This is a genomic window from Bacillus sp. NPDC077027, assembly GCF_050269555.1.
Taxonomy (GTDB): Bacteria; Bacillota; Bacilli; order Bacillales; family Bacillaceae; genus Bacillus.
Genome location: NZ_JBNNIO010000002.1, coordinates 676,457 through 698,252 on the forward strand (window position 1 = coordinate 676,457; position 21,796 = coordinate 698,252).

19 protein-coding genes and 1 riboswitch are annotated in these 21,796 nt (G+C 40.1%); of the genes, 5 read left to right on the plus strand and 14 right to left on the minus strand.

All coding sequences use genetic code 11. The annotated features are described in order from the left end of the window. Positions 1-15: 15 nt before the first annotated feature. Positions 16-1,197: a class I SAM-dependent rRNA methyltransferase gene (locus tag ACQKEZ_RS09020; RefSeq protein WP_427300017.1), complete on the minus strand. Its 1,182-nt coding sequence runs from the start codon at positions 1,195-1,197 to the stop codon at positions 16-18. A 120-nt stretch (positions 1,198-1,317) separates the two neighbouring features. On the opposite strand from ACQKEZ_RS09020, the gene ACQKEZ_RS09025 reads away from it, so the two are divergent. From ACQKEZ_RS09025 to ACQKEZ_RS09035, 3 genes are all read left to right on the plus strand, one after another. After that, positions 1,318-1,701 carry a VOC family protein gene (locus ACQKEZ_RS09025; protein WP_427300019.1) on the plus strand — a complete coding sequence of 128 codons (384 nt, stop codon included), beginning with the start codon at positions 1,318-1,320 and terminating at the stop codon, positions 1,699-1,701. Positions 1,702-2,439: 738 nt separating this feature from the next. Beyond that, positions 2,440-3,525, plus strand: a complete 1,086-nt coding sequence (locus ACQKEZ_RS09030) for a tetratricopeptide repeat protein (RefSeq protein WP_427300021.1) — start codon at positions 2,440-2,442, stop codon at positions 3,523-3,525. Between the two features lie 15 nt (positions 3,526-3,540). Then, positions 3,541-3,702 carry a hypothetical protein gene (locus ACQKEZ_RS09035; protein ID WP_427300023.1) on the plus strand — a complete coding sequence of 54 codons (162 nt, stop codon included), beginning with the start codon at positions 3,541-3,543 and terminating at the stop codon, positions 3,700-3,702. Between the two features lie 163 nt (positions 3,703-3,865). Here ACQKEZ_RS09035 and ACQKEZ_RS09040 read toward each other — a convergent pair whose 3' ends face one another. The 5 genes from ACQKEZ_RS09040 to ACQKEZ_RS09060 form a co-directional block, all read right to left on the minus strand. Further along, positions 3,866-4,498, minus strand: coding sequence for a GTP pyrophosphokinase (locus tag ACQKEZ_RS09040; protein ID WP_427300025.1), 633 nt, complete (start codon positions 4,496-4,498; stop codon positions 3,866-3,868). A gap of 94 nt (positions 4,499-4,592) precedes the next feature. Further along, positions 4,593-5,606, minus strand: coding sequence for an ABC transporter permease (locus tag ACQKEZ_RS09045; RefSeq protein ID WP_427300027.1), 1,014 nt, complete (start codon positions 5,604-5,606; stop codon positions 4,593-4,595). Next, the gene (locus ACQKEZ_RS09050) at positions 5,603-7,102 is read right to left on the minus strand and encodes a sugar ABC transporter ATP-binding protein (RefSeq protein WP_427300028.1); all 1,500 of its coding nucleotides are present in this window, start codon (positions 7,100-7,102) and stop codon (positions 5,603-5,605) included. Before ACQKEZ_RS09050 ends, ACQKEZ_RS09045 begins: the two co-directional genes overlap by 4 nt. 59 nt (positions 7,103-7,161) lie before the next feature. Further along, positions 7,162-8,280, minus strand: a complete 1,119-nt coding sequence (locus ACQKEZ_RS09055; RefSeq protein ID WP_427300030.1) for a substrate-binding domain-containing protein — start codon at positions 8,278-8,280, stop codon at positions 7,162-7,164. A 180-nt stretch (positions 8,281-8,460) separates the two neighbouring features. Further along, positions 8,461-8,569, minus strand: a riboswitch (SAM riboswitch). 486 nt (positions 8,570-9,055) lie between these two features. Further along, positions 9,056-10,453, minus strand: a complete 1,398-nt coding sequence (locus tag ACQKEZ_RS09060; protein WP_427300544.1) for a right-handed parallel beta-helix repeat-containing protein — start codon at positions 10,451-10,453, stop codon at positions 9,056-9,058. Between the two features lie 395 nt (positions 10,454-10,848). Between ACQKEZ_RS09060 and ACQKEZ_RS09065 the strand changes: the two genes are divergently transcribed. Continuing rightward, a complete protein-coding gene (locus tag ACQKEZ_RS09065; protein ID WP_427300032.1) occupies positions 10,849-11,940 on the plus strand; it encodes a branched-chain amino acid aminotransferase in 1,092 nt (363 codons plus the stop codon). A gap of 79 nt (positions 11,941-12,019) precedes the next feature. On the opposite strand, the gene ACQKEZ_RS09070 is transcribed toward ACQKEZ_RS09065, so the two are convergent. The 8 genes from ACQKEZ_RS09070 to gdhA form a co-directional block, all read right to left on the minus strand. After that, positions 12,020-12,193, minus strand: a complete 174-nt coding sequence (locus tag ACQKEZ_RS09070) for a hypothetical protein (RefSeq protein ID WP_427300034.1) — start codon at positions 12,191-12,193, stop codon at positions 12,020-12,022. A 284-nt stretch (positions 12,194-12,477) separates the two neighbouring features. Further along, the gene (locus ACQKEZ_RS09075) at positions 12,478-13,806 is read right to left on the minus strand and encodes a 6-phospho-beta-glucosidase (RefSeq protein WP_427300036.1); all 1,329 of its coding nucleotides are present in this window, start codon (positions 13,804-13,806) and stop codon (positions 12,478-12,480) included. Beyond that, complete coding sequence (locus ACQKEZ_RS09080) at positions 13,803-14,129, minus strand: PTS lactose/cellobiose transporter subunit IIA (protein ID WP_427300038.1); 327 nt, start codon at positions 14,127-14,129, stop codon at positions 13,803-13,805. Before ACQKEZ_RS09080 ends, ACQKEZ_RS09075 begins: the two co-directional genes overlap by 4 nt. A gap of 26 nt (positions 14,130-14,155) precedes the next feature. Next, positions 14,156-15,505, minus strand: a complete 1,350-nt coding sequence (gene celB / locus ACQKEZ_RS09085; protein ID WP_427300039.1) for a PTS cellobiose transporter subunit IIC — start codon at positions 15,503-15,505, stop codon at positions 14,156-14,158. Between the two features lie 13 nt (positions 15,506-15,518). Further along, the gene (locus ACQKEZ_RS09090; protein WP_427300041.1) at positions 15,519-15,824 is read right to left on the minus strand and encodes a PTS sugar transporter subunit IIB; all 306 of its coding nucleotides are present in this window, start codon (positions 15,822-15,824) and stop codon (positions 15,519-15,521) included. A 122-nt stretch (positions 15,825-15,946) separates the two neighbouring features. Further along, on the minus strand, positions 15,947-17,890 hold the full coding sequence (locus ACQKEZ_RS09095; protein WP_427300043.1) for a BglG family transcription antiterminator: 1,944 nt from the start codon (positions 17,888-17,890) through the stop codon (positions 15,947-15,949). A gap of 496 nt (positions 17,891-18,386) precedes the next feature. Next, the gene (locus ACQKEZ_RS09100; RefSeq protein ID WP_427300044.1) at positions 18,387-18,500 is read right to left on the minus strand and encodes a hypothetical protein; all 114 of its coding nucleotides are present in this window, start codon (positions 18,498-18,500) and stop codon (positions 18,387-18,389) included. 86 nt (positions 18,501-18,586) lie between these two features. Beyond that, on the minus strand, positions 18,587-19,957 hold the full coding sequence (gdhA, locus tag ACQKEZ_RS09105) for an NADP-specific glutamate dehydrogenase (protein ID WP_427300046.1): 1,371 nt from the start codon (positions 19,955-19,957) through the stop codon (positions 18,587-18,589). Between the two features lie 771 nt (positions 19,958-20,728). On the opposite strand from gdhA, the gene ACQKEZ_RS09110 reads away from it, so the two are divergent. Further along, positions 20,729-21,754: a pectate lyase family protein gene (locus ACQKEZ_RS09110; protein WP_427300048.1), complete on the plus strand. Its 1,026-nt coding sequence runs from the start codon at positions 20,729-20,731 to the stop codon at positions 21,752-21,754. The last annotated feature ends 42 nt before the right edge of the window (positions 21,755-21,796 follow it).

The following is a 21,796-nucleotide window of genomic DNA, read 5'->3' on the forward strand; positions in this document are numbered from 1 at the left end:
ATAAATAATGGGATCTTACGTTTGGATAAATACGACCTTTAAGTAATTGCCTTCTGGATAATCTTTTGTTGTACGAAAATCCTCTGGAAGCGTATATTCCTCTAGAATACGATATTTTTGACCTGATTCCTTGAATGCTTGTTGAATGAAGCCTTTGAACTTCTTCATTCCAAACGCACTGCTATTGGTCGATGCGACAATGACGCCGTTTTCTGACGTAATTTGGATAGCTTCTTTCAACAGCTTTTTATAATCTTTCGCTGCGCTAAATGTGTGTTTTTTTGTACGGGCAAAGGAAGGCGGGTCCAAAATCACAAGATCGTATCGCCATTCTTTTTTGGCTGCATAAGGGAAGTATTTGAACACATCCATGACTTTAATGGATTGACTTGAAGCATCTATTCCATTCACTTCAAATTGCTCTGTCGTTTTGCTTAAACTGCGATTTGCCACGTCTACACTTGTGGTCTGACTTGCTCCGCCAAGCGCAGCCGCCACCGAAAAAGCACCTGTATAAGAGAATGTGTTTAATACCGTCTTCCCTTTAGCATAACGATCACGAATGGCCTTTCTGACATGACGTTGATCAAGAAAAATACCTGTCATTGCCCCATCATTTAAGTAAACAGCGACATTCATCCCATTTTCCTTCACGATGAGTGGGAATTCTCCCTTTTCACCCTTCACAAAGTCATCATCTTCTATATATTGACCAGACGTATCAAATCGTTTCTTTTCATAGATGCCTTTATAATCAGAAAAAACCTGCTCCATTGCTGCAAGGAAGTCTGCTTTAAATGTGTAAATTCCTTCACTATACCATTGGATGAGATAAAATCCGTCATAATAATCAATGGTGATGCCACCAACACCATCACCCTCTCCATTCAAGACACGAAATGCTGTTGTGTTTGGATCGCAAAATAGGTGAGTTCGGTTCTTAGCAGCCTGCTCCATTTTTGAGATGAAAAAAGCTTTGCCAATTTTCTCATTGGCATCATAGGTCAGCACCCAGCCAATACCTTTATTTTGCACACCGTAATAGCCTTTTCCTAGAAAGGTACCTCTCTCATCCAGCCATTCGACAATCTCACCTTCATTTGCGCCTTTCACGTTCAAAACAGCATCCTTTGAAATGAGGGGATATCCTTTTTTCACTTTGTCTGCGTATTCTTGCTTTAATGTAATCTTTTTCATTCATGTCATCCCTATCCTAAATTGACTCTCTCTATCCTACCATATGAATGTATATGTTACGTTGTATTATGGTAAGATGAGGAGAAAAATATGACTCATTCATATAGAGGAGGCACCATATTGACGACATTACGATTAGATCATACAGGCATCATGGTAAAGAGTATTGACAATTCAATTGATTTCTACGAAAAGGTAGTTGGTATGAAGTTAAAAGATCGTATCACCCACACAAATGGTGTGATAGAGCTTGCATTTCTTGGATTTAAAGATGGCGAAGAAACAGAAATCGAGCTCATACAAGGCTACAGTAGTGAACTACCTGATGAAGGAACCGTGCATCACCTCGCCTTTACCACTGACAATATCCACGCAGAATTCAATCGAATCAAGAAACTGCAAATTGAGTTAATCGATGAGGAAATCACAACACTTCCAAATGGTTACTGCTATTTCTTCTTCCGTGGACCAGACCGTGAGTGGATTGAATTTTTCCAACGTTAATATTTCCTAGGAAATGTAGCTATAGGCTGATACATTAGATGACTCAACAGCTAGTTGATATAACATTGAAGTTACAGCTCCAACATCCTCTAATTGGAGCTCTTTGTCTCGCCATTATCGCACTATTAAATTTGTTGCGCAGAGCTTGGTAACTGGCAGTGCCAGCATCGGATTGTTCATTATGATGATATTGCTATATTTTTTCACGAAAAAAAGAGTAAAAGCGGGTATGCCATGCACACCTGCTTTTACTCTTTTATAGCACCTTCTAGTCCATAGCTAATGCTCTTGCGATTGCTACACGATGTTTCTGTCTGACAGATCACTGTTTGGATAGCTTTTTGCCTTTTCCTTCAAACCTACTTTATCAAGCAGGTCAGGTACTTTTTTCTCGATCCATTAGAATTTCACCGATGCAATGATGTTTTCAATATTTCATGTTCATCAAAGGATTTCTTTAGGTTTTCATTGTAATCATACTCGTTTGATATCGATCCATTTTTGCAAACGCATACATAAACATTCGCATCAATAAATAACTTTATTTGTAATCGTTGGTTGGATTTACATATGAAAACATGTTTTACAAACCTATATGGACAGCTTAATATATAAATATATGACTCAGCCATTTTTGTATCGAAAATCCATATTGCACATTTAAGGTTCAAATTGTAAAATATTTCTTGTTAGGGTTTTTTAAATTTGTTGAAAAAGTGAAAGAAAGGAGGATATTAATTGGGGAAAACAGGGGTATTGTCATCAGTTGAAGTAGCAAACATGTTAAATGACTGGTATGTGATGATGAAAAAAAGGGAGATTCAAGATGCCGTTCAATTAAAAGAAGACATTCTTGAAGCGCTCGATCGGATGGAAGAAAATCAAGATGTGCTTTTATATTACCAATTATTAGAATATCGTTTTAAAGATTTCATGGAAGATACCGCTTCCTTGGATCATAGTCTTTTCGTCAATGAAGATGCTCTCCGTACAGATCATATGCTAAGCTATTATTATTATTTTTTTAAAGGGATGTACGAGATGCGCCGTGGGAATCACAATATAGCTTTTGATCATTTTAAACTGGCAGAAGATCAATTGGATCATGTACACGACGATATTGAAAAAGCAGAATTTCATTATAAAACAGGATGTTTGTATTACAATATTAGATCTACACTTCTCTCCATACACCACTTAAATATTGCTTCATCTATTTATGACGCAGATCCATGTTATGTGAAGAAATCAATCAGCTGTCAAATGATGCTCGCATTGAATTATGCCGATCAAGGTCAATATGTTGAAGCTGAACAACTATTCCAGCAAGTGATTCAATCACTAGAAAACATGGAAGATCCAGATTTGCTGGGTCATGCTTACTGCAACGCTGCTTTTATTAAAAGTTTGAGAAGCGAGTACAGTGAGGCTGTCCCACTTCTCGAAAAAGCATTATTAATCGAGAAATTCGAAATCTCTTCTCCAGGTGGCTATTTACTTGCTATGTATGCTTATACAAAGGCATTATTTAAGCTGAAAAAGCCTGGATTGTTCCACTACTATGTACAGCTTTCACTCAAAAAAGCAGAAAATTTAAAACAACGAAATATTTCTCTGAAACTATCTATTTTAGAAGCATTAATGCTAGAAAAACCAAATATGATTGAACAAATTAACACGTATTGCGACCAATTAGAGGCTATGAACTTTCTCGTTGATCTTGAAGCCATCAGTGCCGACGTTGCTGAATATTTAACTGAAACAGGGCAGCATGGGGCAGCATCTTATTTCTGGAATAAGGCATTAAAACTGAAAACTTTTTAAGTTTTTGAGGAGTTGATGATGATGAAGAAATGGCTAATCACTGGGGCATTAACAGCCTTGTTGACTGTGTCAGGAATCTTAACCACAACAGCCCATCAAGAGAGTGATACACAGGCAAAACAAGCGCAGGATATCTCAATTATTGCCCAAAAAAATGATCGAGGAACCAACCCATAGGCATAAGTGAAAAACAAAACACAGGGGCTCTGGGCTCTGATTTTTTGAAACGTTGTCTCCTTTGCCGTTTGATAGGGTGATAGGCTTGGATTTTTGATTTTGACGTATACAAGAAAAAGAGACCCCACTATATGATGAAAAACCGCCGATTTTGGCGGTTTCTTTAATCTATTTCGCGTTTAATGCTTTGCATTTTTTCATCTAAATAGTGAGCAATATCCGCAGCTTCTTTCAACTCATCTGTGAGCTGGGTCGGAACTTCATTATTCAACTTATAGTAGATTTTGTGTTCTAGGCTTGCCCAGAAATCCATCGCAATGGTACGCACCTGAATTTCGACTTTGACGTGTTCCACTCGATTTGTTAAATAGACCGGAATTTCCACGATTAAATGGAGACTGCGATACCCATTCGGCTTCGGATGTTTAATATAATCCTTGACTTGAAGTATCTTTAGATCCTCTCTCTGCCTCAGCACATCAATGATGTTATAAATATCATGAATAAACGAGCAAATGATACGTACACCAGCAATGTCATGAATATGATCCTTTGCACATTGTGTTGTGATGTCACAGCCCTTTCTCGCTAGTTTATTAACGATGCTTTCAAAGGATTTAATACGAGATTTTGTATGTTCAATTGGATTGTGTCCATGTATCAAGTTATATTCTTGGCTAATAATAGAGAATTTTGTATCCATTTCATCTAAAGCGAATTTATACACTAAAAGTTCATTTTTCCAGTCTTCCATCACACTTTTCAAATCTTCCACGTGAGTTGCTGACATATTCATTTCTGTTTGTCATCTCCTTTAGCAAACGGCTCCAACACCGCTTTCCATAGACTAGACGGAGAAAAGTCCTCTCAAGTTTTAAAAAATGTTCATTTTAGCCTCGCTGTTTGTAATACGTAAGGGCTAGCGCAAGAGCGAGTACAGACCCTTTCACAATATCCATCGCATAATAAGGAACAGACATCATCACAAGACCGTTTTGGAGAATACCAATCAGCACTGCACCAACAAAAGTGCCAAAAGCATTCGGCTTTCCTACTCCCATGACAGAGAAGCCAATAAAAGCAGCAGCTACTCCGTCCATTAAATAAGGTGAGCCTGCGTTAATTTCTGCGGTCATGACCCTTGATGCAAGAACAATCCCGCCAATCGCAGCAAATAATGCTGATAATAAATAGGCCATAACCTTATATTTGTTCACATGAATACCAGACAACCTTGCCGCTTCCTTATTACCTCCAATGATGTACATGTAACGGCCATGTTTCGTATATGTGAGAAAAACATGGGCAAACACAACCACCACTGCCATAATAAGGATGATGTAAGGCGCCTGTCCAATCTGACTGAAAAAGGATGGGATGGTACCACTTGAAAATGTCCCATCAGGCATGACCATATTTTCAGAGATCGTTGCTCCTTTTGTATAGGTCTGCGCTATTCCTTGAATGATAAACATCATGGCTAATGTCATGAGCATATCGGGAATTTTCATCTTCACAATCATAAATGAGTTCAGTAATCCGACAATAATGGAAGCAGCAAGCGCTGATAGGATGGCAATGAACAGATTTTGAGAAAACCAGACAAACATTGAAATTACAATCGCATTCGATAACGTCGCAATCGAACCAACTGATAAATCAAAGCCATTCACTGCAAGCGAAATGGTCAGTCCAACTGCAATAATGGTCACAATCGAAATCGACCGTAAAATGTTAATGATATTCCCTGTCTGTAAAAAGGATGGATTGGCAATAGCGAAAACAACCACCAACACGACAATCGTTAAAATCGTGCCATATTTATAAAAGAAATCGAATAGGTCAAACGATGGGCGTTTCTTTTTAATTTCAAGAACTGGCGCTGGGTTTTGTAGCTCACTCACTGTGATTGTCCTCCTGTTGAATAATATAAAAGCTCTTCTTCATCTGTCCGATTGGTTAGCTCTCGGATGATTTCACCGTCATACAGCACATAGACTCGATCAGTGATGCCGGCAATTTCCGAAAGCTCACTTGAAGCATAAATGATCGCTTTTCCACGTGCAGCGAGTGCAGCTATGAGTGAAAAGATATCCTTCTTGGCACCGACATCTACCCCTTTTGTCGGTTCATCGAAGACATATACATCAGCGTCAGCTAATAGCCATTTACCGATTGCAATCTTTTGCTGATTGCCACCTGACAAATGCTTTACCTTTGTTTCAATGGTTGGTGTTTTCACGCCAAGCTGTTGAACCATTTCGGACGCCGCCTGTTCTTCCTTTGACCGATGTAGGAAACTGAACAAGCGCGTAAAAGAGCCGAGGTTTGCGGCAGTTATGTTACGTGCCACTGTTTCCTCAGTCAAAATGCCTTCCTTTCGGCGCTCCTCTGGAACAAGGGCAAGCCCTGACCTGACAGCCTGATATGGTGAATTCACATGAACGGTTTTTCCATTGAGTTTCATGATCCCACTCTTCTTCTCGGAAGCACCGAAGAGCGCTTTACATAGCTCGGTTTTTCCAGCTCCTACGAGACCTGCAATCCCAACAATCTCTCCTTTTTTCACATGAAGACTGATGTCTTTTAATTTCCCACTATCATGTAGCTCCTTTACTTCAAACACGACTGTTGATTCAATCTGAGGCTGTCTGCTTGGGAACTGTTCCTCCATTTTCTGGCCTAGCATTTCTTCGATGACCTGCTTGGTATTTGTCTCGGATATATGATGTGAGGCCACATGCGTCCCGTTTCTCATCACTGTTAATTCATCACATAGCTCGAATATTTCAGGCATACGATGTGAGATGAAGATAATTCCAGTTCCATTTGCTTTTAGCTGACGAATGATTGCGAACAGCTTGTTCGTTTCTGTGTGGCTAAGCGGAGCTGTTGGCTCATCTAAAATTAAGATACTGCACTTAGTAGATACGGCTTTAGCAATGAGTACCATCTGTTTTTCTGCTAGTGTCAATTCGCTCACAAGCCTTTTGGAGGAAACGTCTATTTGCATCTCCTTCAAGATGCTAGTTGCTTTGTGATGTAGCTCCTTCCATCTGACAAACTGTTTGTGTTCCAGTTCGTGTATAAGCATGTTCTCTCCAACCGTCAAATACGGGACAAGTGCGGTATCAACCTCTTGATACACGGTCTGCACCCCGTATAGAGTGGATTCCTTCGGTGAGCGGATTGTTTGTTTTTCCCCATTGATTTGAATAATTCCCTCGTAATGCTGATGTGCGCCTGCCAATACCTTCATTAAGGTGGATTTACCAGCGCCATTTGCTCCAATCAGGGCGTGAACTGTGCCTTTTTGGAGTGTGAAATCAACTCGATCAAGCGCTTTGACCCCAGGGAATTCGATCGATATTTGCTTCATATTTACAAGTGGCGTTGACATATTGATCCTCCTTTTTGAAAAACGAAGCACTCTCTGCTTAGAAGAGAGTGCAATTGGTGTTATTTAGCGTAATGTCCCTTCAATGTTTTGATCCAATCTTCTTCAAATGCTGTCGAAGTTCCAAAGCCTTTGACTTCTTCAGCAAGGTTCACCATGTTCACTGCCTTGCCTGCGTCTTGTAGCTGCTTTTGTGAAATGAGTGAAGCCTCAAGGTCGAATGATGCAGGCGTATCTTCACCTGCTAATTTCTTCGCTAAAATTCTTAGATTAACAGCACCAATGAGCTTGGGATCAACCGCCGCTGTATATTTCCAAGGGCTGTCCTTTGCTTGCATTTCCTGAAGATCGGCATTTGATACATCAATCCCGTAGATTTTCACTTCTGTTCTGCCTGCCTCCTTTAATGCACGTGCAGCACCGATTGCAAATGCATCCCAAGTAGCAAAGATGGCATCAAGTTTACCCTTTGGATATTTATTCAGCATGGCAGCTACTGCATTTTGCGTTTGAACAGATGTATCGGATGAGGCAATCCCAAAGCGATCAAGCTCTTTAATGCCTGGATTTTTCTCAAGGGTTTCTTTATATACTTTGTTGCGTCTCACCATTGGTGGAAATCCATCTACCCATAAATAAGCGATGTTTGCCTTTCCTTTAAAATCAGAAACAAGTGAATCAAGTGAAAGTTTAGCAAGCTGTTCATCATCCTGAGATGTGACTGTCACACCTTTTATGTCTTTGAGCTTAGGATTGGAGTCAAATGCGACCACCGGAATTCCTTTCTCAGCTAACTTTTTTACATCAGTAACCGTTGCGTCATCGTCACCATGTGAAATAATGATGCCGTCATAGTTTTCTTCAAGTGCTTGCGCAATCGCATCATGGAATTTTGCTGTGTCTCCGTTAGCTGTATACACATCCACTGTAAAACCCATTTCTTCTCCTTCTGCTTTTGCTCCAGCTAAAAATTGTGCAGTGTGATCGTCACCGCCAATTTTTCGAATGACTTTGATTTTTGCTCCCTGTCCTTTTGCAAACCGTTTCGGCACATTGTCAAATGACACCTTTTCATTTGATTTCGCTTTTGAGCCTGCGCTTGAGCCCGCCCCACAACCAGTTAACACTAAAGTAAAGACAATGAGTAACAAGATGGATGATTTCCATAAACGAAGTTTCATTCCTAAGTTCCCCCTTAAGTTGTTTATTATTATTTTTCACATCTGAAAACTAGGGTAAATAGTTGTCAGGTTTTCACCCACATGAGGTATCCATATTTGTCATAAGACACAAAAAAACCTCTCTTGATTAAGAGAGGTTTCATTACCGTCAAAGATGGATATTTATCGGGAAGTCTTCCTCTCTTATCTGTCAAAGCTACTTGAGCTTTGCAGGAATTAGCACCAATTTCTAATTAGAAACGGTTGCCGGGCATCATCGGGCCAGTCCCTCTGCCTCTCTTGATAAGAGAATACTATCAAATTGTCATGTTCAAATGTACTCTTTACTTTAATAGGGGACTAAAGGATTGTCAATAACCTTTTAGAATATTTTCAAAATTCCCATTTAATTGCATGAACAGAAAGTTAAAAAAGCCTGACAGCATTGAGCCGCCAGGTAGTATTTGGAAGTGATAATGTACTGAATGATGTTTGCTGAATTTGTTTTGTACCGTTATGAACAGACTTTTTTGATGAATGCCGTTCAACATACTCATTCTGAGACCAACCTTATTCAAATCACTGATCATGCACTAGGGCTGTCATCAAAGACAACATCCCTTATGAGTTCGATCTGTTTTATCATGAGATGTCATCTGAATCGAGAAAATTTGGCTAGGCTGGTCTTGGTCTTTCAAACAATGATCACCTGAACTGACAGTTCGGGAAGTACATTTTCTGTCACTTCCACTTAATTGTTTAGCCTTTTTATCGTTCCTTCAAAAAACCCTATTATCTACTCAACAATTTTTTTGGCAGGTGATGTTGACTTCAAGCGAAAATCATATTTTTTTTCATTGATATATAAAGGATTAAGATATGCTGAACCTTTATCTTGCCCGCTTTTTTTGCGGTATATTTGATACCCGTTCAGCTCCTTTCCTTTCCATACCCATTTTGACTTAGCCGCCCCCTGCCGATCATCGTAGACGTTTTTTTGAAATAGATTTTTCTCATTCACTTGATACAGATTGACAATCAAAAAATGGGATGAGCTTGCCGTCATGATATTTTTCGTCACTTTATTATGCACTGATTTGTATTGCATCAAGAATTGCCCGCCATCTAAACCAGCTGTATCATTTTTATACAGAACATTATGTGAGATCGTTGAATAAGAAGTGCCGCCCCTTTTTTCATCATAGCCTCCAATCGAAATGCCTGTAAAACGATTGAGATAGACCTGATTATATTGGATGCGGACATTCTCTGCCATTTTCCCTTTATGCTCACTTGTCACCTCAATTCCGATGTCATTGTGATGTGTGATATTGTGTTCAATCACAATGTCTTTTCCACCGTCGACATAAATCCCACCTGCGGAAAATTCCTTTCCGTACGCTGGGTTTCCATAGCTGGAAATTTCATATACTTTGTTTTTAGATACAACACCATTTCGTACCTGATCATAAGCTGTGGTTGGCGCTGTCTTCTCAAAGCCGATTAAATCTATACCAATATTATCTGATCGTCTCACAATATTATCGGTTATACGAAATTTGGTGACATTGCCGTTTAACACAACTGCTTCACTTGCACCAAGCTTTAATCGTTCCACTAAATTCCCTTTAATCTCGAGGTCTTCAATTGCTTTTGGTGCCTTTGTTCCATATACAGCAATACCATGTGCATTACCGTTTCGGTGTTTGGTTTGAATATCAAAAATGTGGTTATGAAGCAGCTTGACCCCTTTTCCGCTCCCAGAAATAAAAATACCGGCAGGCGTGGCATCCTCAGATTGACTGATCAAATGGGCAATCGACAAACCTTTGATTGTAATATAACTCTTCTGATTTATGTCCACTAATCCTCCATTTGCCTTGCTTCCTTTTATGGATGCACCGCTAATGACAGGCTTTTCTTTTCCATAGGCTTGAAACACAATTGGCGCTTTTTTTGTGCCAGAATGCTGGATGACCAATCTTTCTAAATATGTTCCACCCCGAATGTATACCGTCGCGCCCGGCTTCGCCATACGTGCCGCTTTCTGGATCGTTCTGAATGGCTTCTTTTTCGTTCCTGGATGTTGATCGCTTCCGTTCGTCGCTACGTAATATGTAGGTCCTTGCTTAGCCCTCGCCTCTTCAGTCAACGCTTGACAGCCAAAGCTCATTGTCATGATAAATATAATCATTAGACCTAGTAAGAATCGTTTCAATTGATTCGCTCCTTTCTTACTCAATTGTATCGGTTTTCGAAAAAGGTTGTTACATTTTTCTTTTTTTCTTGCATTCGTCTGATAAAAAGGTGTATGGTTGAAAGAATATTTCACATAACGATTCTATTTTACACTTCACTTTTAAATTTTCTGATTAGTCAGTTAATAATGTTTATGGGTGAATTTTCTTGTTTTCATTTAGGCTATGACAAGAGAAAATGAAGAAGAGAGGGGGAAAGCGCTTTCTGTAGATTTTTCTTTTCATAATTCCAGAAAACCTATTGCTAATATTTTTTGAAGGTATAGAATAGAATCATAATTATTTCATATTATTAGAATTTTCAAATAATCAAACAGCAAGGAGATCTACAATGTCAAAACAACCCATCCGAGTTGAATTAAGTTCAACCAAAAAGACAAAACCGCACTCTGATAAACTTGAATTCGGAAAAATCTTCACAGATCACATGTTTGTGATGGATTATTCAGTTGAGAAAGGCTGGTACGATCCGAGAATTATTCCTTATCAATCGATTCCAATGGATCCTGCATCAATGGTATACCATTACGGGCAATCTGTATTTGAGGGTTTAAAGGCATATGTGTCGGAGGATCAAAAAATTCTCTTATTTAGACCAGAAAAAAACATGGAGCGTTTGAACAAATCGAATGACCGTCTTTGTATCCCACAGATTGAAACAGAAACGGTGCTAGAAGGGTTGAACGAATTGATTCGCGTCGATAAAGATTGGGTGCCTGATGCAGAGGGAACTTCTTTGTACATCCGTCCATTTATCATCTCAACAGAGCCTTATTTAGGAGTAGCACCATCTAGCACATATAAACTCTTCATCATCCTCTCTCCTGTTGGATCGTATTATAAAGAAGGAATACATCCCGTTAAAATTGCGGTTGAGAATGAATTTGTGCGTGCAGTGAAAGGCGGTACGGGAAATGCTAAAACTGCGGGGAACTATGCATCAAGCTTAAAAGCGCAGCAGGTAGCAGAAAGCAAAGGCTTCTCTCAGGTTCTTTGGCTTGATGGGGTGGAGAAAAAATATATTGAAGAAGTCGGCAGTATGAACATCTTCTTTAAAATCAATGGTGAGATTGTGACACCTGCCTTAAACGGTAGCATTCTAGAAGGCATTACACGTAATTCTGTTCTTGAACTGCTCAAGCATTGGGAGATTCCAGTCACCGAACGCAAAATCTCGATTGATGAATTGATTGAAGCACATAAAGCTGGCGAGCTTGAAGAAATTTTTGGAACAGGAACTGCCGCAGTTATTTCTCCTGTTGGCGAACTGATCTTTAATGAAGAACGTTATGTCATTCAAAATGGCGAAACAGGCGAAGTATCCAAGAAATTGTATGATGCCATCACTGGTATCCAAAAAGGCTCAAAACCTGACATCTTTGGCTGGACCGTCGAAGTTGATTCTGTCGTGAAACAAGCGTGAATTTGAAAAAAGAACCCTAAATGGGTTCTTTTTTGCGTTCAATCATCTTTAAAGTAATAGACTTAAACACTTGTTTCATTTAACTACCAGTCATGATGGTGTTGATAATTGGAACACTCAACAAAAGGAAAATAGATCCAAACACAATTCTATAACCTATGTCCTTTTGTTTATGATCTTTACATTTTTTCATATAAACGCCAAAATAAAAAACACCCGTAAAAATCATTAATACAGCTACAATTGTCATCATATTACATCACCTTTTTATATCATGTTTTAAAGAGATGAAACTCTAAACTCTCCCCCAAGTAGCACATACATATACATCCTTTGTTATTTGCACAATAGCCTGATGCAACACCAGTATATCCCTAGCATTTTCACCGATGTTGAAAATGTATTAGTTTTCTTTACTTGTCGCCACTCTATCATTTTTTACATTTTTATCCAATTGAATAGAATGTATTTCTACCAGATGTCGTCACAACTTCATACATATACAAAATCGGCTCCTCAACATGGAGCCGATCATGATTATGCGTTCACTGATTTAAAGAATTGAGGCAAGTACTCTCTATGCGCTTCAAGCATTTCATCTAGAATTTGTGTCGCTATCTCATCAGATGGAACAAGTGGGTTGATGGTCATAGCGACAAGGGCTGTTTCATAGTTTCCAGTCACTGCCGCCTCTGCTGCAACACGCTCAAATGACTTGATTTGTTGGACAAGTCCTCTAACTGCGACAGGCAGATCGCCACTAGCAATAGGCTTTGGTCCATCCTTTGTTATAATACAATTTACTTCTACGGCAGAGTCTGCTGGAATGCTAGCGATCGCACCACGATTCATCGTATTGACTGGCTGGATGTCGTGCTTGTCATTGTAAATAGAACTAATCAAATTACATGCCGCATCACTATAGTAAGCACCGCCCCGTTTTTCCAGCTGTGGTGGCTTGATGGCCAAGTCTGGATCCCTGTAGAGTTCAAATAGCTCATGCTCTACTTGTTGAACCACTTCCGCTCTCGTTCCTTTCTCCTTTGCGGCAAGCTGTTCTTCCTCAAACATATCCTTTGTTTTATAGTAATAGCGATGATATGGACAAGGAATAACGCCAAGCCCTTTGATAAAGGCGGGCTCCCAATTTTTCGCTTCGATGTTTTTCATCGACCACTGACTGGTCGGATTGCCCATTTCCTGCAGCACTTGATCCATAATGCTGACACCATCTAAAAAAACATCTAATCCATACACCATATGATTCAACCCAGCAAACTGTACTTGTATGCGTTCAACATCGACTTGAAGTGCTTTGGCAATCCCCATTCTCATCCCAATCGGTACATTACAAAGACCCACGACCTTTTTCAAATTGGTATAGCGCAGAACAGCTTCAGTCACCATGCCGGCAGGATTTGTAAAGTTAACAAGCCACGCATTTGGACATAACTCTTCCATATCCTTTACAATGTCTAGAATCACCGGTATCGTGCGAAGCCCTTTGAATAGCCCCCCTGGACCATTGGTTTCTTGACCAATGACACCGTACTTGAGCGGAATTCGTTCATCCTTTGCTCGCGCCTCAAGCAAGCCGACACGGAATTGCGTTGTCACAAAATCTGCATCCTTGAGGGCCTCACGACGATCTAATGTCAAATGGACTTCAATGGGCAGGCCTGCTTTTTCAATCATGCGTCTCGCCAGTGCACCGACAATGTTCAATTTTTCTTCGCCTGCTTGAATATCCACAAACCATAATTCTCTAATGGGCAGTTCGTGATAGCGTTTAATAAAGCCTTCCACTAGTTCCGGCGTGTAGCTTGATCCGCCCCCGATCGTGACAATCTTAATTCCTTCGATCATGAATTGACACCTCCGAATTGTTTCATCTTCTCATGAATCTCAATGATTTCTGCTGCTAGCTCTTTGACAGTCATTGCGTTCATTAAATGATCCTGTGCATGAATCATCAACAGACTGAGCTCTGCCTTTTCTCCTCGAACCTCACCTTGGATCAACTCTGTTTGTGAGTGATGTGCTTCATTCAGCGCCTCTGCTGCCTCTTGTAATTTCTGCTTCGCTTCATCAAAATTGCCTTGTTTTGCACAAGTGATGGCCTCCATCGCTGCACTTCTGCCGTTTCCACCGTGCAATATGAGTTGAAACACGATTTGTTCCATTTCCATTGGCCAGTTCCCCCTCGCTTCCCTCATTACATACTGACAATGTTCTCAGCAGATGAAGCTTTTGATTCCAGTTCATTTTCTTCTTTCAATTTCTGCTTATCCCACATTCTGAAGAAAGGATAGTATAGGGCAAATGATAGAGCAAGATTGATCAGTTGCATAACTGCTCCAGAGATTTTACCACCTGTTGCAAGGTAACCTGAGATGATTGGCGGCATCGTCCAAGGGACGGCAATACCCGCTGGCTTGGCGACCAGTCCTGTACTCATCCCAATATATGTCGTAATCACCATGAGGATTGGTGTTAAGATGAATGGAATAAGGAGCATCGGATTCATTACAATCGGCATTCCAAAAATAATCGGTTCATTGATGTTAAAGATTGCAGGCCCAATGGCAAGCCTTCCAAGCTGTTTCATTTGCTTGCTTCGTGCTCGTAAAATCATTGTCAGCACTAAGGCAAGTGTCGCTCCACTACCACCAACGTTGATGAAAATATCAAAGAATTGTGCTGTGAAAATATTCGGTAAAACCTCTCCTGCTTGAAAAGCCAGTCGGTTTTCGTCCATTGCTCCAAGCCAGATTGGGCCCATAACACCACCAACAATGGTCGCACCATGAATTCCACAAGCCCATAGAAGCATTTGCACACCGATGGCGATGATACTCCCGCCTAAGCTACCACCCAGTATCGAAAGCGGCGTACCGATTAGGATCGTCACAATGTTGTGAATGCTCTCAAACGGTGTCATTTCTATGATCAGTCTAACCAACCAGATCAGTGTGATCACCACAAAACCTGGTATAAGTGCGATAAACGATTTACTCACTGCTGGCGGTACACCATCTGGCATTTTGATCACAATATTGCGCTGAACAATGAAACGATAAACCTCAGTTGATAGCATCGCAATGAGCATGGCAACAAATAACCCTTTACTGCCCATTAATGTGACTGGGATGCCCCCATTTACTAGAATAGATTCAGTGGAACCATCTGGCGTAAAAGGAACCTGATAAGGTGTTGCTAGTAAAAATGCAGCAACAGCGATAGCACCAGATGATAAAGCATCGACACCATACTTCTCGGCTAGTCGATACGCGATACCAAAGGTTGCAACAAGTGCCATAATGTCAAAAGTTGCATTGACAGGATAGGATAACTTCGTTGCCCACTCGTCTCCAAAGATACTAGCCATGAATTCGCTATATCCTGGGATTGGGAGGTTGGCTAAAATGAGGAATAGTGAACCGACAATAATGAGAGGCATTGTTAAGATGATACCGTCACGCAATGCTTGTAAATGTCTTTGTGCGGCGATCTTTCCAGCAAACGGCATAACCTTCTCTTCTAAAAATCGGTTGAATCCATTCATCCCTGCCGCCCCCTTATTCTTTCACTAATTGCTCAGCAGATTTTAACACCTCACCGCCATTACATACGCCATAATGCACAGTATTGATGACATCTACTGGAATACCTTTTTCCTCTCCTATCTTTTTCATTTGTGGCAATAAGTATCGAACCTGTGGTCCTAATAAAAGCACATCTGCTTGATCAATATGATTTTTTGCAGCATCTCCTGACACTGCCCAAATGCGATAGTCTTTTCCTTGTTCTTGTGCACTTTTCTCCATTTTTGTCACAAGCAAACTAGTCGACATCCCCGCTGCGCAAACTAATAAAATATTCATGTGTAAACTCCCCCTTTATGAAGTGTGAAGCTTTACTTTACACATTTATCATATTTTGAAACCGCTTTCATAAACACCTATACTTTTTCCGCTTCTCAGTGGAAAAAGTTAATATCACGCTGTTATTCCTTGTACGAAGGTGATTTCTTGTACAAGACATCGAGCATTTCCTCAAAGCTGTCACAAGCGATGAGACAATGAATTAATTTGTTGTTATGAACAAGCTCACCAAGCAGGTGATACATGCCTTTTAGATCCTTTAGGTTGTTCTTTTCAACGCACAGAAGACAAACGAATTGCACCTTTTTATCGCCCCAATCAATGGGCTTTTCCAACGTACAAATTGCCCAAAACGTCTCTAGTGTCTGCGGCGTCATCGGATGTGGGATGGCGATATAATGTCCAAATGAAGTAGGTGCTGCTTGCTCTCTTTCCACCACAGATTCAGTCAGTCCAGCAGACGCAAGGCCCAGTGCCATGACCTTCTCTGTTAAAAAAATGATGACCGCTTCTTTTGTATCAAATGCACATTTTGTAAAAACCAATTCTTTTTTCATGTATTGAGACGCAAGGTTCACACGGGATTCATTAGAGAGGGCTTCTTCGATTTTGAGAAAATCATTGCCACCTAAGATCGTATTTACCTGAACCACTGGAATCCGTAGCTCCATGTTGATTGGAATAGTACTGATAATCAAATCGAGTGCATGTAATGAGACATGCGGCAGTGAATAAAGCTCCGCAGTTCCAAGGATGTTGAGCTTTGAGCCAAATTGTGAGCGCAAGCGATCTTGCAAAAGGCGTGCACTCCCTGCTCCAGATGCACAAACAATGAGACAACGTTTCGGCGGGACTTCCATCTTTCTTCTCTCTAAAGCAGCCCCAAGATGCAGCGCAATATAGCCAATTTCATTCTCATGGATGGATAGACCTGTTTCTTCTTTGATGACTCTGGCCGCAATAATCCCTGCCTCAAAAGCAAGTGGATAACCTATCTTGATTTCATCAAGCATTGGATTTCTAAGGTTCATACCATATTTACAACGATTTATTGCTGGCTTTAAATGCAAACTCAAACCAATCATGAGCTCTGCATCATCTGCTAAGCCAAGCTGAAGCTTGTGGTCAATCGCTGTAAGTAGCTCACTGACAAGGTGACTTGTTTCATCATCAACAATCTGCTGATGCCCTGCGCCAGAAAAGGACTGCACCATTTTGGTTGAACCAAGCAAATGAATGGCAATATAAACAACTTCTTCTTCAGGAAATAACACATGTAGCATATCTTCAATGTGCTGAACCATTCGTTTGGCAACCTTGTATTCTTTTGACTGAGGAATCTCCTTAATTTCTTCTGGCAGGACCGAAACATAATTGCCATGTCTCATCCGTTTACAAGCAATGGCAACATGGACAATTAAATTATTCATACAAATATCAGACAGCGCTATTTTTTCTTCTTTCATGTAATCAATGATGGTCTCCTGAATTAGATCCAGCTCTTCCTTTGGCAAAATAGTGACCGCCGTACTCCACATATTTTGATAGGCACGACGTTCATTAAATAAATATTCTGACATACAATAGCGTATCTTCATTTCTGAACCACGAACGCGGCATCCTTTATTCGGTTTTGCTTGAAGTGTCAGTTCAAACGGCGCAAGCTTTCGTTTGACCCACTTCATATCATTGTTCATCGTTGATTTGCTAATGAACAATTGCTCCTGCAAGTCTTCGAGCTTCGTATAACCGTCAGCTAGCAAAAGTTTTTTTAAGATAAAACGCACTCGCTCTTCAGGAAGAACAGCCAACGGTTCTTTTTGCTCGACCACCTCTTTCATAAACAAACGAAATGCTTTTTCATCTTGTATCATAAGCTCGTATCCAGCGCCTCTTACTGCTACTACACTCGCTTCGTAGGACGTCAGCAATGTATTTAATTCTTTGATGTCTGTTCTGATGGTACGTGTTGTCACTTGAAGGCTGGCGGAGAGGGCAGAGCTAGTTAAGGGGGTTTTGGCTGCCATGAGCTGACTTAATATATGAGACAGTCTTTTATTCAGCATATGAAAAGCCTCCTTCTGTGAGGATGAAGAACCGATCTGACACGGTAAATATGTATCTATTTTTTAGATCAGCAGACGGATTCCTCTTCATTATTCATAGTTCACTGAAAAAAATGAAATATGCCAACTCATTTATATGACAATAGACCCCTTTTTATACTTTTTCATGCATGACCAATGATCTATCAACCTTTCTAAATTCCATTCTACAGGTCGTACGATTTACTTTATAAGAAAAAGACGATACACCTTTTCATGGTATTCGTACACTAAGCGGTACCGCTAAAATGTTTTTTCCATTTCATATTTATTTCCTTATATTTCTATTTATTATGAACTTAACGGAGAAAAAAACAATTAGATCACTAGATGTATATATTTTTCACAAAAAAAATAAACCGCCTGTTCAAAAGACGATTTATATGAATGGAACAGCCTGTCATGGCTTTAGAGCCTCAAATTTTCTTAAGATCATTGTCCATAAAAAAAAGCCGGATTATCCGGCCGATACACTGCGCTCTTTTGCAGCTTTACGCTCCTTATATATCTTTCTCATCACTGGATAGATGACGGGTGTCCATTTGATTATTCGTTTCATCCATTTTTTCATTGTTGTTCTATGCCTCCCTTATTGTTTCTCATACAGCACTATTCCCAAACGAATCGCTGTATAAACAAACACTAGAGAGCAGGCGATTAAATCACACCTTGTGCGATCATCGCATCAGCCACTTTACGGAAACCAGCAATATTTGCCCCTGCGACAAGATTGCCTGAGTGTCCATATTCTTCTGCTGTTTCTACACAATTTGCGTAAATTGACTGCATAATGCGTTTTAGTTCATCATCTACTTCATCAAACCGCCATGACAGTCTCGTGCTATTTTGTGCCATTTCTAAAGCAGATACTGCCACACCGCCAGCATTTGCCGCCTTCGCAGGTGCAAATAGAACGTTGTGATTTTTAAATATTTCTACCGCTTCAAGCGTCGATGGCATATTTGCTCCTTCGCCTACAGCGATCACTCCGTTTGCAACAAGTTGCTTCGCGCTTTCTTCTGAAATTTCATTTTGTGTTGCACATGGTAGAGCAATATCACAAGGAATGGTCCAAATATTTTCAAAACCTTCAATAAATTCAGCATGCGGATGAATGGCTGTATAATCTTGAATTCGATTCTTCCCTACCTCTTTCAACTGCTTCACCGTTTCAAGAGAAATCCCTTGCGGATCATATATACAACCACCTGAATCACTGCAAGCTACAACTTTACCGCCAAGTTCGATCACCTTTTCCATTGCATAAATGGACACGTTACCCGAACCTGATACAACAACGGTCTGATCTTTGAATTGCAAATCCTGTGACTTTAGCATTTCTTCCATGAAGTAAACAAGTCCATATCCTGTTGCTTCTTTTCTTGCTAGGCTGCCTCCGAATCCAGGACTTTTTCCTGTAAGAACGCCTGCTTCATAGACTCCACGCATTTTTTTGTATTGCCCAAACATATATCCAATCTCACGTGCACCTACACCAATGTCGCCTGCTGGTACATCTTGATCAGGTCCAATGTGTTTGCCAAGCTCACTCATAAAGCTTTGGACAAAGCGCATAATTTCACCGTCGGATTTACCCTTAGGGTCAAAGTCTGCTCCACCTTTTCCTCCACCAATCGGCAAGCCTGTTAATGCATTTTTGAAAATTTGTTCAAAGCCGAGAAACTTCATAATGCTTGCATTGACAGAAGGATGGAAGCGAATTCCCCCTTTGTAAGGTCCTATTGCACTGTTAAATTGGACACGAAATCCTCTGTTGACACGTACTTTCCCTTCATCGTCCACCCACGGCACCCGAAAAACCAATAATCTCTCTGGCTCGACAATCCGCTCTAAGATTCCATGCTTTTCATACTCAGGATGTTTTGCAAAAACAGGTGCAAGCGAATCGAATATTTCCTTTGCCGCTTGAAGGAATTCTTCCTCTCCCGGATTCCGTTTCACAACGGCTTCAAATACTTGATTAACATAGTGTTGTGCTGCTTGTGCTTCTCGATCTAAGGTCAACATGTGTCATCTGCCTCCTTGTAGAATTTATCATAAAATCTATTGTTAGATTTTCTAACGCATATTGAGATCAATTTAACACTTGTTGTAAAAAAGTATCAATATTGATAATAGATGAAAACGATGCCGAATTGAGATAGATCAAGCAGTTAGCCTCTTTTTTAAGGAACAATCGTGACGTACTTTTATGACTTTAGCGCTAAAGATGTCAGCATAGACTTGGATTGTCCCGCTCTTTCATGTTATCTCGATTCTTTCATCATTCTTTTTGGACCGTTTACAATAGATAAAAAAAAGGACAAAAGAAGCAACAAACCAATAGATAATACCCAATTGCCATAGAAGATTTTTGTCGTAATTGTCATTGTTTTCATGATTTAAGATCTTAAATTAACTCGAAAATTCATTTTTTCTTATGTAATGATTATGACAATCTAAATTTTCTGACAATTATTATTTTTAATAATCCTCAGCGTCTTTATGCAAATAGAAGACCCTTGAAGCATGATCCCTATGTGACTACTGTGGCTTAAACAAATGAACCCTGTCTCATTTAGACAAAATCAAATAATCATCGTCTTAGTTAACTAGAAAATCATGGAATAACTACCTTGATGTCTTAGCCGATGATTACTTTTTGCATGCTATGCTCGTCCTACATTCCGAAAGGGGCGATGCCAAAGAAAGAAGGAAAGAGATTAAATTCTGACTTCTTTTTGTAATCGTTTATCATTAGCCTTGTGAAAAAATAATTTGACTGGAGAGGATTGTGTTATGAAAAAGGTACCTATGTTAGCCGGTGTATTAGCTGTTGGTCTAGTGACCTCCTTATTTGCCCCAGGCGGTGAAGCAAAAGCAACAACAAAATATCCACAAAGTCCTTCTATTATGGCAAACTTCAATCAGCAAGGCTTCTCGACCTTAAATGGGGGAACAACTGGCGGTGAAGGCGGTAAAACGGTCACTGTCAAAACAGGTAATGACATCCTAAATGCATTAAAAAACAAAGGGACTAACGAAAAATTGAAGATTGTCGTAGATGGTACAATTACACCTTCAAATACCTCTGCAAACAAAATTGATATTAAAGATACAAATAACGTCTCACTCGTTGGCAAAGGAGCAAAAGGCGAATTTAACGGCATTGGCATTAAAGTATGGCGTGCCAATAACATCATCATTCGTAACTTAAAGATTCACCATAGTAATATTGGCGATAAGGATGCAATCGGCATCGAAGGCGGTTCTAAAAATATATGGGTCGATCATAACGAGCTTTACAACACCCTCAACTCTGGCAAAGATGACTACGATGGCTTGTTTGATGTAAAAAATGATTCTGATTATATTACGTTTTCTTGGAACTATGTGCACGACAGTTGGAAAACCATGCTGATGGGCAGCTCTGACAATGACAACTATAACCGTAAAATCACCTTCCACAACAACCGTTTTGAGAATCTGAACTCTCGTGTACCGTCCATGCGCTTTGGTGAAGGTCACGTTTACAATAACTACTACAAAAATATCCTGGCAACTGCTATTAACTCTCGAATGGGTGCCAAAATGCGTATTGAGCATAACGTATTTGAAAATACGAAAAATGCAATTGGTAGCTGGGACAGCCGACAAGTTGGTACATGGCATGTCATCAACAACTCGTATGTCAACAGCACAGGCAGCCTGCCAACGTCTTCTACTGGATCTTACAACCCTCCTTATAATTATTCTTTGCTTAACGTGAGCAATGTGAAGTCAGAAGTCATTGGATACGCCGGCATTGGGAAAGTCAATCCTTAAAGAACAGCTAAAAAAACGTTCGGACAACCATTTGTTCGAACG